The sequence below is a fragment of the Salinigranum salinum genome (genome assembly GCF_009176545.1).
Classification (GTDB): domain Archaea; phylum Halobacteriota; class Halobacteria; order Halobacteriales; family Haloferacaceae; genus Salinigranum; species Salinigranum salinum.
Genome location: NZ_VTOJ01000001.1, coordinates 105,507 through 118,642, shown reverse-complemented (window position 1 = coordinate 118,642; position 13,136 = coordinate 105,507). Strand labels below are relative to the sequence as shown.

General features: G+C 67.9%; 12 protein-coding genes and 1 pseudogene. 10 read left to right on the top strand and 3 right to left on the bottom strand.

Translation table 11 applies throughout. The features are described from left to right. The first annotated feature begins 41 nt into the window (after window positions 1–41). The 3 genes from FZP69_RS00515 (at window position 42) to FZP69_RS00505 (ending at window position 2,446) form a co-directional block, all read left to right on the top strand. Window positions 42–335, top strand: a complete 294-nt coding sequence (locus FZP69_RS00515; protein ID WP_152039448.1) for a hypothetical protein — start codon at window positions 42–44, stop codon at window positions 333–335. Between the two features lie 114 nt (window positions 336–449). After that, a complete protein-coding gene (locus FZP69_RS00510) occupies window positions 450–1,529 on the top strand; it encodes an ABC transporter ATP-binding protein (protein WP_152039447.1) in 1,080 nt (359 codons plus the stop codon). Continuing rightward, complete coding sequence (locus FZP69_RS00505; protein ID WP_152039446.1) at window positions 1,526–2,446, top strand: ABC transporter permease; 921 nt, start codon at window positions 1,526–1,528, stop codon at window positions 2,444–2,446. The genes FZP69_RS00510 and FZP69_RS00505 overlap by 4 nt, the downstream gene beginning before the upstream one ends. A gap of 292 nt (window positions 2,447–2,738) precedes the next feature. Here the strand turns inward: FZP69_RS00505 and FZP69_RS23170 are convergent, their stop codons facing one another. Further along, entirely contained in the window at window positions 2,739–2,867 is a 129-nt protein-coding gene (locus FZP69_RS23170) for a hypothetical protein (protein ID WP_275689330.1), read from the bottom strand. A gap of 110 nt (window positions 2,868–2,977) precedes the next feature. After that, window positions 2,978–5,083 (bottom strand): NAD-dependent DNA ligase LigA, encoded by a 2,106-nt coding sequence (gene ligA / locus FZP69_RS00500; RefSeq protein ID WP_152039445.1) that lies wholly within the window; start codon window positions 5,081–5,083, stop codon window positions 2,978–2,980. Window positions 5,084–5,623: 540 nt separating this feature from the next. On the opposite strand from ligA, the pseudogene FZP69_RS23485 reads away from it, so the two are divergent. The 3 genes and pseudogenes from FZP69_RS23485 to FZP69_RS00485 form a co-directional block, all read left to right on the top strand. Next, window positions 5,624–6,065 (top strand): annotated as a pseudogene (locus FZP69_RS23485) (pyridoxal-phosphate-dependent aminotransferase family protein); the annotation flags it as partial. Window positions 6,066–6,339: 274 nt separating this feature from the next. Further along, window positions 6,340–6,870 carry a hypothetical protein gene (locus tag FZP69_RS00490; RefSeq protein ID WP_152039444.1) on the top strand — a complete coding sequence of 177 codons (531 nt, stop codon included), beginning with the start codon at window positions 6,340–6,342 and terminating at the stop codon, window positions 6,868–6,870. A 27-nt stretch (window positions 6,871–6,897) separates the two neighbouring features. Then, window positions 6,898–8,103, top strand: coding sequence for a hypothetical protein (locus FZP69_RS00485; RefSeq protein ID WP_152039443.1), 1,206 nt, complete (start codon window positions 6,898–6,900; stop codon window positions 8,101–8,103). 343 nt (window positions 8,104–8,446) lie between these two features. Here the strand turns inward: FZP69_RS00485 and FZP69_RS00480 are convergent, their stop codons facing one another. Further along, a complete protein-coding gene (locus FZP69_RS00480) occupies window positions 8,447–8,671 on the bottom strand; it encodes a hypothetical protein (protein ID WP_152039442.1) in 225 nt (74 codons plus the stop codon). 120 nt (window positions 8,672–8,791) lie between these two features. Here FZP69_RS00480 and FZP69_RS00475 point away from each other — a divergent pair, with 120 nt between their 5' ends. From FZP69_RS00475 to FZP69_RS00460, 4 genes are all read left to right on the top strand, one after another. Then, window positions 8,792–10,111, top strand: a complete 1,320-nt coding sequence (locus FZP69_RS00475; RefSeq protein ID WP_152039441.1) for an O-acetylhomoserine aminocarboxypropyltransferase/cysteine synthase family protein — start codon at window positions 8,792–8,794, stop codon at window positions 10,109–10,111. Then, window positions 10,108–11,307, top strand: coding sequence for a homoserine O-acetyltransferase MetX (gene metX, locus FZP69_RS00470; RefSeq protein ID WP_152039440.1), 1,200 nt, complete (start codon window positions 10,108–10,110; stop codon window positions 11,305–11,307). The genes FZP69_RS00475 and metX overlap by 4 nt, the downstream gene beginning before the upstream one ends. A gap of 139 nt (window positions 11,308–11,446) precedes the next feature. Next, the gene (locus FZP69_RS00465) at window positions 11,447–11,920 is read left to right on the top strand and encodes a redoxin domain-containing protein (RefSeq protein WP_152039439.1); all 474 of its coding nucleotides are present in this window, start codon (window positions 11,447–11,449) and stop codon (window positions 11,918–11,920) included. Window positions 11,921–12,073: 153 nt separating this feature from the next. After that, entirely contained in the window at window positions 12,074–13,114 is a 1,041-nt protein-coding gene (locus tag FZP69_RS00460) for a hypothetical protein (protein ID WP_152039438.1), read from the top strand. The last annotated feature ends 22 nt before the right edge of the window (window positions 13,115–13,136 follow it).

Below are 13,136 nucleotides of genomic sequence, written 5' to 3'. Positions count from 1 at the left end.
TCGATGCGAGCGCGTATATTCCGTCGGTTCGAGTACCCGGTATGACCGACGTTGACGACGCCACCGACGCGACGGAGTCGACTCGCGTCTGGCTGGTTGAGCGCTCGTACGACGACCGGAACCTCATCACGCTCGTCTACGCCACGCCGGACGGCGAGCGTGCCCTCCGCAAGGAACGGTCGGCGACGGTGATGCAACAGCAGGGCAGCCGGACCACCGCGGCCCTCGACGCCGCCGTCGAGTCGTTGACACCGGTCGATCCGGTCGACCGCGACCGGTACGCCGCCGAGGCCGAGCGGATGCGCGACAGACACGACCCCGACGACGAGGTGTAGCCCGAGACGGTGACGAGGTGTAGCCCGACGACGGCGACGACGGGCCCCGCAGTGGAGGTCAGCTCTGATAGCGGGACCTAAACGCTTTACCGCGTGGTGGGACAAAGCCCCTGCATGGCCGCCATCGAACTCGACGGGGTGACGAAGCGGTTCGGAGACGTCACCGCCGTCCGTGACCTCTCTCTCCGTGTCGAGGAGGGCGAGGTGTACGGTTTCCTCGGTCCCAACGGCGCGGGTAAATCGACGACGATCAACATGCTCCTCGACTTCGTGAGGCCCTCCGCCGGGAGCGTCCGCGTCCTCGGCATGGACGCCCAGGCCGACAGCGTCGCCGTCCGCGCACGGACGGGCGTGCTCCCCGAAGGCTACGACGTGTACACCCGGCTCACCGGGCGAAAACACGTCGAGTTCGCCGCCCGGTCGAAGGGTGTCTCGGTCGACCCCGACGCCGTTCTCGACCGGGTCGGCATCGCCGACGCCGCCGACCGCCGCGCCGACGAGTACTCGAAGGGGATGCGCCAGCGACTCGTCCTCGGCATGGCGCTGGTCGGAGAGCCGGACCTGCTCGTCCTCGACGAGCCCTCCTCGGGGCTGGACCCCGCGGGCGCGAAGGAGATGCGCGACATCGTCCGCGAGGAGGCCGACCGCGGCACGACGATCTTCTTCTCGAGCCACGTCCTCGGCCAGGTCGAGGCCGTCTGTGACCGCGTCGGCATCCTCCGCGAGGGTGAACTCGTGGCCGAAGACAGCATCGAAGGGCTCCGCGACGCCCGCGGCGGCGACACCCGCCTCGTCGTCACGGTCGCCGGTCGGGTGGACGGCGCGGTCGACTCCGTCCGCGGACTCGACGGCGTGACCGACGCCGGCCTCGACGGCGAGACACTCACTGTCTCCTGTTCGAGCGACGCGAAGACGCGCGTCATCAACGCGCTCGAATCGGCGGGGGTGACGGTCGAGGACTTCAAGACCGAGGAGGCGTCCCTCGAAGACCTCTTCCTCGCGTACACCGACGAGGCGTCGGGTGGCTCCGATGGGCCCGCCGCCACGACGCACGATGGCGACCCGACGGACGGGCGGGCCGGCCCGGACGCGGGAGCCGACTCGGACGTGGAGGCTGCCTCGAACGCGGCGGCCGAACCCTCCGAAGAGGACGCCGACGCCGAGTCGGACGCCGACACGGAGGTCCGCACATGAGCTGGCAGGCCGTCGCCCAGAAGGACTTCGAGGACGCCATCCGCTCGCGGTGGCTCTGGGGACTCTCGGCCTTTTTCCTCCTCTTCTTCGGCGGGACGACCGTGCTGTTTTACGTCTACGTCGCCGGCCCCGACGCGAACTCCGACTCGCTGTTCGGGCTGTTCGCCTCGGGCTTCCTCTCCTTCTCGTACACCGGCTTCCTCGCCTTCGCGCTCGCGTTCATCGCCCTCATCACCTCCTACGGCGCGATCGTCGACGAGCGCGAGTCCGGGACGCTCAAACTGCTGCTGTCGCTCCCGCACGACCGCCGCGACGTCGTCGCCGGGAAGATCGCCGGCCGGAGCGCCGTGGTCGTCATTCCGGCGCTCGTCGGCTTCCTCATCGCGCTCGTCGCGCTCCTGGCGACGGGCACCCGGATCGTCCCGGGCCACTTCTTCCCGCAGGTCGCACTCACCGCCCTCCTGGCGGTGGCGTTCGTCTCCATCGGTGTCGGCGTCTCCGCCTCCGCCGACTCCGGACGACAGGCCACGCTGGGGACGCTCGGGCTGTACTTCCTCTTCGCGCTCCTCTGGTCGTTCGTCGCCCGCGGCTTCCCACAGCTCCTGACCGAAGTCGCCAAGCGTCTTCCAGGGCTCGAGCCGCTGTCGGGGGCGCTGACGGTGAAGCTGCGGCTCTTCGTGAAATACCTCAACCCGCTCCGGGCGTACGAGACGCTGGTCGCGGAGGTGTACTTCGGCGACCCCATCCAGGCTCGCCTGGTCAAGGAGGGGCTGTTCACGCAGATGCAGGCCCAGCAGGTGTTACAGGAGGGTGTGCCGGTGTACCTCTCCGGCCCGTTCATCTTTGCCGTGCTGCTCGCGTGGATCGTCGTGCCGCCGGTGCTCGGCTACTGGGGCTTCCGCGACCAGGACCTCTGAGCGGGACGGACTGGCCGGGAGACCCGTCCACCGCCTCGATCGATACCACCCTCTCTTCGGTCGATACCGTCAGTTCCGGCCCTCGCGCGCATCCGTGCTCGACCGCCGTCGCGCCAGCACGCGCCACCGCGCCGGATTCCGTCGAGTCGCTCCGCTTCTTCGCCGCTTCCCGCTCCCGAACCGCCGGCTCGGACGTCCTCCATCGACGCCGACCGACTGCCGACACCGGGACCGCCCCCGAACGGGGCTCCGCCGTGTAACCGCCGCGTCGGGCTTTCGTTCGTGTCGCGTCTCAGTCCGCGCCGTGGCCGGGGACGTACCGACAGTCTGTACAGCCCCACGACCCGTCCGCGTACGCGAGAACGCCGTCACACTTCGGACATCGGTACGCTTCACTGCTGGTCCGTCGTTGCGTTGACATCACTTGTTACAGGGCGTGAGCGAGAAAAACGTTGCTGGCGTGTCACCTGTGGCGTATTTACCGCCCGAGTCGTGACCCCGTGGAACGGGCGTCCTCCGCAGTCACGCGTCTCACGCCGGCGGATAGTCGATCCCGTGCTCTCGCAACACCGTCTCGAACTCCGCCTCCGAGAGTTCGGGGACCTCGTTCGTCTCGGCGTCGTCGCGCTTCGTCTGCCCCGGGGAGTCGCCGACGACGAGGTACGAGGTGTTCGACGACACCGACGAGGTGACGCGACCGGCGTGCCGCTCGACGAGGTCCGACGCCTCGCCACGAGTGACCGACAGCGACCCGGTGAAGACAAACGTCAGCCCCTCCAGCGGTGTCTCGCCGTCGTCCGTTTCGACGTCCTGCGGATCGACTTCTCCCAGCAGGTCGTGGAGGGCCGCGCGGTTCTCGGGGTTCTCGAAGAACTCCCGGACGTGGTGGGCGACCGTCGGTCCCACGTCCGGGACGGTCTGCAGGCGCTCCTCGAACGCGTCGAAGTCGCCCTCGTCGTCGAGCGGGAGCGCGTCGATCGAGCCGAACTCGCGGGCGATGTTGCGCGCGGTCGACTGGCCGACCTCGGGAACGCCGAGCGCCGAGAGGAAGTCGTCCAGCGGCGGCGCCCGCGAGCCGTCGATCTCGGCGAGGAGCTTCTCGGCGCTGCGCTGGCCCCACCCTTCGAGCGCCGCGAGCTCCTCGACGGAGAGCCGGTACAGATCAGCGAGCCCCGTGACGAGCCTGGCGTCGACCAGTTGGGAGACGCGCTCGCCGCCGAGTCCCTCGACGTCCAGCCCCTTCCGCGAGCCGTAGTGCTGGATCGTCCGCTCCAGTTGCGCCTCGCAGGCCAACCCGCCCGTGCAGAACGCTAGCGGGCCGTCGCGCTCGACCGGGCTGTCGCAGACGGGGCAGGTGTCGGGGAACGCGAACACCCCCTCGGAACGCTTCTCGACAACCTCGTCGACGTGCGGGATGACGTCGCCCGCGCGCTTGACGCGGACGCGGTCGCCGACGTCGACCCCCAGACTCTCGATCTCGTCGGGGTTGTGCAGCGTCGCCCGAGACACCGTCACGCCGCCGACGTCGACGGGATCGAGGAGTGCGACGGGCGTCAGCCGTCCCGTCCGCCCCACCTGGACGACGACGTCCTCGACGGTCGTCACCTCGGTGCGTGCGGGGAACTTGTAGGCGAACGCCCACCGGACGGCGCGGGACGTCGACCCGAGTTCCTTCCGTGCCGCTCTCGCGTCGACTTTGATCACCGTGCCGTCGACCTCGTAGTCCAGGTCGTCGCGGTCGTCCCGGAGCCGGTTCCGGTAGGCGATGGCGGCGTCGATGTCGTCGACGCGCTCGACTCTGTCGGCCACCGGGAGCCCCCACGCCGCGAACCGGTCGAGCGACTCGGTCTGCGTCTCTGGCTCTTCGCCGTCGCTGGCGGCCATCACGTCGTAGAAGAAACACGCGAGCGGCCGGTCGGCGACGACCGAGGGGTCGAGCTGCCGGAGGGTGCCGGCGGCGGCGTTCCGGGGGTTGGCGAACGGCTCGTCGCCCGATTCGACGCGCTCGCGGTTGTACCGGGTGAACGCGTCTCGGGGCATGTACACTTCGCCGCGGACGGCCAGTTCTCGAGGCGGGTCTCCCCGGAGGCGGAGGGGGACCGCCCTGATGGTCCGTACCTGTGCGGTGACGTCGTCACCCTTCTCGCCGTCGCCGCGGGTCGCCGCCCGCTCGAAGACGCCGTCCTCGTACACCACCTCGACCGAGAGGCCGTCGAACTTCGGTTCGCAGACGTAGGCGACGTCGCCGACCGCCTCGTGGACCCGCCGGTCGAACTCCCTGACCTCGTGCTCCTCGACGGACTGGTCGATCGAGAGCATCGGCGCGACGTGCGGTACCGTGTCGAGTTCGTCGACCGGCTCGCCACCGACACGCTGTGTGGGCGAGTCGGGCGTCGCGAGGTCGAACTCGGCTTCGAGGCTCTCCAGCCGGGTGAACAGTGCGTCGTACGTCCGGTCGGCGATCACCGGATCTGCCTCGACGTAGTACCGGCGGTCGTGTTCGTGGAGCGCCTCGCGGAGGAGCCGCGCCTGTTCCTCGGCCGCCTCGCGTGAGAGTTCCTCGACCGGCGTGAACTCCGTCGGCGGCGCTCGGAGGTAGGGGTTGTCCGTCTCCGACTCGAGTTCGCCCTCTGTCATCGACGGGTGGTTGGGCGCACGGGAATAAATGGACCGGGTTGTGCAGGCGGTTCGGGATCCGTTCTCGTGACCGTTTCCGGAGGAGGCGGTCGCCTCGTCTCACCTCGACGTTTCGGCCCTTCGCTCGCGACACCCTGGTCGGTGGGACGACTCCTCTCACCCCGACCGTCACCACAGCGACAGTTGGCGCGCACTGCTGGCGGCTCCGGTCGCCAGCCCTGTCGCGCGAGGGACCGTGCCTGGACTCCGGCCCGGACACACTGGACGGGGAGGTTTTCGTGAACGAGCGGAGCGAGTGAACAGAGGTTCGACGCGACTGCGTCGCTTCGGTGGTGTGGCCGCTCGCCGCGCACCGGGGTCCGTACGATCACGCCGTTCGTCGGACGACTCTGATGGTCGAGCAGACAGTCCCGACGACCGTGCACGTGGACTCTGCTGGCCACACTCCCAGCTCCGTACACCCATCCGACACGACTCGTCCGGTTCCGGCAGTCACGAGCGTTCCGCGACGCTTGTCCCGACGGCTCCGAATTCCCTTCCATGACCGAGGACTTCATGCTCCTCAACCCCAACCCCGTGCCGGTGACAGACGAGGTGCCCCCGTCGATGGCAGAGCCGATGGTGTCGCACCGCTCCGCCGAGTTCGAGGCGGTGTACGAGCGCGCCCGGGACGGACTCGACTCCGTCTTCGAGCACTCGTCGCTCTCCGGGGGAGCCGACGACCGGGGCGGGTCGTCTCGCTCGTCAGCGGGACGTTCGGCCGTCGATTCGCCCGGATCGCCGACCGCTCACGCCTTTGTGTACGCGCGTCGAGTGGGACGAGTCCATCGCGGTCGACGACGTCGCCGCGGCCGTCACCGACGACACCGACGTCGTGACGCTGGTCCACAACGAGACCTCGACGCGCCTGCTCACCCCTGGCACCGATATCTGCGAGGTCGCCCGCGAGCACGACGCCACGTTCGTCGTCAACGGCGCCACGGAGCGCAACGTCAGCAGCCCCGGCGGGTCGGCCCACCTCGGCGGGTAGATCTTCCGCGTGTCGAACATGGGCCCCTCGCGCCCGAACAGGTGCCCCGCCGGTTCGCACGGTCGGCGAGACGATGGATGACGCCGGCACCGACGTCGAGACGACGGACAGCCGTCCTGGCGAGTGGCCGGCCGAGTGACGCGGTGATTCGTGAGGTCCACAGAACGTCCGGCTATCCGGCAAAAAAGTGATGTATTATTAACACTAATATCGACGATCGTATAGTATGCCTGCCGATCGTCGAGGGGGTGAATCCGTCGGCCGCTCCTGGTGGGGATTCGCCGTGAGCACCATCGGATGGGTGGTCGCGTTCGTCGTCGTCCTCTGGGTGTTGATCCGGTTCGGACTGTTCGACCGGTATCCCCAGCAGGCACGCGTGCTGCTTCTGGCCGCGCCACTGAGCATCTTTCTCGTCTTACTGGCCTACTACCAGTGGATCGAGAGCGTGACGGTTCCCGTCGTCGGCGTCACGTTCAACTTCCCCTCGAATTCCGGGTCTGCGCCGTCGCCCGATCGTCGAACCCTCGTCACCGCTGTGGGAACTCTCGTCGCCGTCGTCGGGGGCTTCTGGCACTTCGTCGGGGCCGACCGCGTCCCGCCGCTGCTCCCGGATTCGTCGTCAGATGGCGGGACTCCCGGTTCGTCCGATGGAACGACGACGGCGACGGACACGCCTCCCGATCAGTCGGTGACACCATCGGTCCTCGAGACCCACTACGGCGAGCGACGGTACGGACACCACACCTACGGCGGGTAGCGCCGACGACAACCGAAGAGTGGACCCATGTCTCCAACACAGAACCACCAATACAACGTTCCGGCGAAGGGTGAAGAGAACTGGCACGTCCCGCTGAACGAGAACTTCGAACAGTACGACACCGACATCGAGATCCGTGACCGTGACGAGCGCAAGGTGGTGTACGAACCCAAGGACGGAGCGAAGTTCCTCGCCACCGACACCGAGCGGGTGTACGTCGGCGACGGTTCCTCTTGGACGGCGCTGACGTCTACCGGACGCCGCCCGACGTTCGATACTCTCGACCTCACGGAGGACGCGGCTACGTTCGCGGGGACGGTGGGTGTCGGAACCGACTCCGAGACCGACGCTCGCACGAGGCTCGACGTCAGAGACGGTGTCAGTGGACGCGCCCACGTGGTGGGCAATCACGTGGTCGCGATCGAGAACACGAGTTCGGACGGAGACGGTAACGTCCTGGCGCTGAAGGTGAACGACCCGTCTCCCGACAGCAGTCAGAACCTCGTGACGTTCATGGACGAAGGCACCGTCGTCGGCCGCATCGAGGGCAGTGGCGGTGGGATCGCGTACGCGAGCGGCTTCGGTGACTTCGCCGAGTTCTTCCCGAAAGCGGACCCTGCAGACCAGTTCGAGCCGGGCGCGGTCGTGGGACTCCGTGCAGGGGAGGTCGTCCGCGAAACGACCGGAGCCGACGCTGTGCTGGTGGTCTCGGACCGCTACGTCGTCCTCGGGAACACCCCGCCCGACGGGGAGGAACACGCTCACCTTCCGCTCGCGCTCACCGGACAGGTGGCGGTTCGCGTTCGCGGGCCGGTCGACGCCGGCGATCTCCTCGTCCCTGCGGACGCGGACGACGGAGTCGCCAGCGCCGTCGACCCGGCCGCGTGGGACCCGCTCGAACACCCACTGATGATCGGGCGTGCACTCGCCGGTGTCGAGGAGGGAGGCCCCGAAGAGACGACAGTGACGGTCGCGGTCGGGTTGCACGACCTCGAACCGGTCGCCGGGCGACTCCACACCTACCACAACCGTCTCACCGCCGTCGAAACGAGCGCCGAACGACAGCAGCGACTCGTCGACGAGTTCGCCCGTGAGAACGAACGGTTACGGACGACGATCCAGGAGGTCCAAGACGAGAACGAACGGTTGTGTGGTCGAGTAGACGCGCTCGAGGAGACAGTCTCTGCGCTGGTGGCCGACACCGAACAGATCGGTCCGGCCACGAACGTCTGACCGCTCCGGCGCGGCCGCTCACGAACGGACGCTCCTGTCGTTAACGTACCGCCCGCGCGTCACCGACTGCGGTCCGGGCAGTGCTGACCGCTTCCGTGATGGTCGCTCGTATAGCGTTTCGACCGGGCTGTCTCTCCTCTGAACCGGTCGTCGGAGCGGCGGAAGGTCGTCAGCGGTACGCGCAGCGGAAGCCGGTGACCTCGCGGTAGAACGCGGGGACGACCACCGGCCGGAGGTCGGCGTCGGTCCCCTCGTACTGTTCGCGAGTGAAGTAGAGCCCGTCCGCCAGCGCCGCCTCGACGACCGGCGGGAGCTCTCCCAGCGTCGTGAGTCCGGTGAACGCTCACCGGAACGCGGTGTCGAGTTCGCCGAACCGGATCCGCGACGCGTCGGTCTCGGTCGTTCCGTCCGTGAGTTCGTGGTACGTCCGCTGGATGAGATCGTTCCCGTCGGGTACCCGTACGCGCTGAACGCCGTCGTCGTGGTGCAGGTGTGGGTGTCGTTCACTGTGCTGTTCTCTGTCTCCGAGTACGCCTGCTTCGTGTCTGACCGTCCGCGTCTCGTGCACACGACCCACGCGCCCCCGAAACCGCGTCGTTCGCCCGATCACACGACGATGTGCCCCGACGGCTGCAGTCCTTGCCGTAACTGCGGGTTATAAGGAATTCGAGAAATATGCGTAGTATACATGACCCGTGGCTTCCACACCCGGAGCCTCCACGCCGGCCAGGATCCGGATCCGGCGACGGGTGCCCGCGCACCACCGATCTATCAGACCACCTCCTACGTCTTCGACGACGCCGACTACGCGGCGGACCTCTACGCGCTGGAGGCCGAGGGGTACGTCTACTCGCGCATCGCGAACCCCACGACGCGCGTCCTCGAACGACGGATGGCCGATCTCGAGGGCGGCACGGACGCCGTCGCCACCGCGGCGGGGATGGCCGCGCTCGACTCCGCGACGAGCGTTCTCGCGGAGAGCGGCGACAACGTCGTCGCCGCCGCCGACATGTACGGCGGCACCGCGACGTACCTCTCGAAGATGGCGTCGAGGCGGGGGATCGAGTGCCGCGTCGTCGACACGCTCGACGTCTCGGCGTACGAGGCGGCCGTCGACGAGCGAACGGCGTACGTCCACGTCGAGACCATCGCCAACCCCTCGCTCCGGACGCCCGACTTCGCGGCCATCGCGGACGTCGCCCACGCGAACGAAACGCCGCTCGTGGTGGACAACACCTTCGCGACGCCCTCGCTCTGTCGCCCACTCGAACACGGTGCGGACGTCGTCTGGGAGTCGACCACGAAGTGGCTCCACGGCTCGGGGACGACCGTCGGCGGGATCCTCGTCGACGGCGGCACCTTCCCGTGGAGCGCGACGGACAAGTACCCCGAACTCTCGGGGGAGAACCCCGCGTTCGGCGTCGACTTCTCCGAGAGGTTCGGCGACCGTGCGTTCGCCGAATGCGCCCGCCAGCGCGCCGTCCGCTCGCTGGGGAACCAGCAGTCGCCGTTCGACGCCTGGGTGACGCTCCAGGGGATCGAGACCCTCCCGCTGCGGATGGAGAAACACTGCGAGAACGCCGCCCACGTCGCCGACTTCCTCGACGCGCATCCGGCCGTCGCGTGGGTGTCGTATCCGGGACTGGAGCGCCACGAGACGCACGATCTCGCTACGCGGTACCTCGAGGGCGGCTACGGCGGGATGGTGACGTTCGGCCTCGCGGGTGGGTACGAGACGGCCAAGGCCCTCTGTGAGTCGGTCGAACTCGCGTCGTTCCTCGCGAACATCGGCGACGCGAAGACGCTGATCATCCACCCCGCGTCGACGACGCACGCCCAGCTCTCGGCCGACGAACAGCGCGCCGCGGGAGTCGCTCCCGACATGCTCCGCCTGTCGGTCGGGATCGAGGACCCCGACGACATCGTCGCGGATCTCGAACGGGGGCTCGCCACCGTGCCGAACGGGGACGGCAGGGACGGTAGGGACGCGGAGGCGGACCGTTCGTGACCACCCGCGACCGCCGGTCGATCGGCCGGTTCGAGTTCGCGTGCGGCGACGTCATCGACGACTTCACCGTCGCCTACGAGACGTACGGCGAGTTCGATGGCTCGAACGCCGTCCTCGTCTGTCACGCACTCACCGGCAGTCAGCACGTCTCGGGGCGGCAGACCAAGGGGACCGCGGGACAGGCCCGTGCGTGGTGGGACGACATCGTCGGCCCCGGCAAGGCCGTCGACACGAAGGAGTACTACGTGGTGTGTGCGAACGTCCCCGGCTCCTGTTACGGAACCGACGGTCCCCCGAGCGAGGGACCGGACGGCGAGCCGTGGGGGACCGACTTCCCCCCCGTCACGGTGCGCGACTGGACGCACGCCCAGCGCGCGCTCCTCGACGAACTCGGCGTCGGTCGGCTCCACGCCGTCGTCGGCGGCTCGGTCGGAGGAATGAACGTCCTCGACTGGGCGGTGGCGTACCCCGACGACGTCGAGCGGATCGTCCCGGTCGCCGCCGCCGCGCGGCTCGACCCGCAGTGTCTCGCGCTCGACGCCATCGCCCGTCGTGCCATCACGACCGACCCGAACTGGGACGGCGGCGACTACTACGGCGGTGAGCCGCCGCGAGACGGTCTCGCGCTCGCCCGGCAGATCGGCCACGTGATGTACCTCTCGAAGGACTCCATGCAACAGAAGTTCGGACGTCGCTCCGCGGGTAGGGACGCCATCCGCGACACCTTCCCCGTCGACCCCGCCGCTTCCTTCTTCCCCTACCGGGACGTCGAGTCGTACCTCGACTACCAGGCCGAGAAGTTTACGAAGAGATTCGACGCCAACTCCTACCTCTACCTGACGCGGGCGATGGACGACTACGACCTCGCCGAGGGGTACGAGTCCGACGCCGCCGCCGTCGCCGCCTTCGGGGGCGAGGCACTGTTGCTCTCCTTCACGGGTGACTGGCACTTCACCGTCGAGCAGAGCGAGGAGATGGCCGAGGCGTTTCGAAGTGTGGACGTCCCGGTCGCGCACCACGTCGTCGACTCCGACCACGGCCACGACGCGTTCCTCGTCGAACCCGAGAAGGTCGGCCCGCCCTTGCGAGACTTCCTCGCCGAGGGGGTCGACGGGACGGCGGTCCACGATACGGCTCCCGAGGAAGACAACGGGAGCGACTACGCGCCCGTGCACAACTCGCTGTTCTCGGGATGACGTCAGGTGCCGTCCGTCGCGGAACGCCCCGTTCCGGAATCGCTTCACCGTCCGGACCGGCCGGGGCTGTCCGACACCTCCACGACCCAAAAATATAATCGAAGAAACACTTTATACCGCTCCCGGCGTACTGCGGTCTATGTCACTCGAAGGCAACTCCGCGCCGACGTTCACCGCGACGCTCGGCAGCGACGAGCCGGAACCGTTCGACCTGTCCGACCACCTCGGCTCCGGGCCGGTGGTGCTGGCGTTCTTCCCGGGCGCGTTCACGCCGGTCTGCACGAACGAGATGGTCACGTTCGAAGAACACGCCGACGAGATCGAGGCCGCCGGCGCCACGCTGTTCGGCGTCAGCGCCGACTCGCCGTTCACGCTCGGGGCGTTCGCCGAGGAGTACGACCTCGGCTTCGATCTCGTGAGCGACATGGGCGAGGCGGCCATCGGGGCGTACGGGGTCGGCCTCGACGCCCCGGGTCTCGGGCTCTACGGCATCGCCAACCGCGCGGTGTTCGTCCTCGACGACGAGGGAGCGGTCGTCTACGAGTGGGTGGCCGACGACCCGACGAACGAACCGGACTACGAGGCGGTGCTGGACGCGATCCGGGCGGCCTGACGGAACCGTCTTCGTCAACGACTCGGTCCTCGCCGCCGCCGAGGAGTACGTCGTCGGTGCGGCACGGCTACCGGCTCCTCGTCGGGACGTTCGATTATCAAACAGTGTATCTCCGCGGAAAGACTGTTATCTCTGATCGAACTCCTAGCTTCAGTGTACCTGTACACGCCGGACGAGATCGACAGGGAACGCGCCCACCACCAGGCGGTCATCCAGGGTTCGGACCACCTGGACGCGAAACGCGCCGGCAACCTCGGTGAACTCGCCTTCGAGCAGTTCTGTCGCGAGTACCTCCCGGTCGAACTGTGGGAGTGGAAGAACGAGGAAGCCATCCGTCGGTGCAACCCGGAGAGCTTCTGTGGCCACGACTTCGAGGTCTTCGGCTACGCGGTCGACGTGAAGACGTCTCGTGACGTCTCTTCGTTCCGTCCTGAGAACCTTCTCGACAGCGACCCGGACGACGATATCGTCGTGATGGTCTGGCGTCGTGACAACGAGGACGCGCTCATCCTCCTCGGGTGGGAACGGACTGAAACGCTCGAATCGAAGGTCCGAACGCAGGACGCGTACTCGGGCGAGGAGCCGGAGAAACTGGCACACCTCGCCGTGCGCTCGATGAACGAGTTGCACGAGTTGGGCCCGAACACGGTCCATCTGAATCAGCAGCCGGAGAACCCGTTCGCCCCCGGCGACCGTGTCGTAAAACCGGATGACGACGACGCGTCGGTGGCCATCGTCGTAGAGGTCCTCCCCCCCGAGAAGGACGTCAGTCTTTACGGGCAGTCGATGGACGGTGAGGCGGTCAGCGTCGCCTTTCCGAGCACGCTCGACGCAGGACCCGGAAACTGGCGCGAGATACACCCGGCGAAGCTAGCCTCCTACTGCGACGACCAGGGCGTCACACTCTACACGTACAAGCACTCCAACCTCTCTCCCGCCGAGTACCCCTTCACACCGGGGGATTACGTCATCAAACCGGACTACAGCGATCCGGACCTGGCGGTCGTCGTCGCGGCCGGTGACGAGCGGGACGGCGATCAGGAGATCACCGTCGTCTTCCAGCACCAGCTCGACGAGCACTCGAACGGCCGGGCGTACGTCCCGCCATCGGAACTCGAGTCGTACTGTGCGGAGTCCGGTATCAGGTCGTACACGTTCGCGAACGAGGACCTCGACTTCGACCCACAGTACTGACGAGGAAACTGTCCCCGTCGGA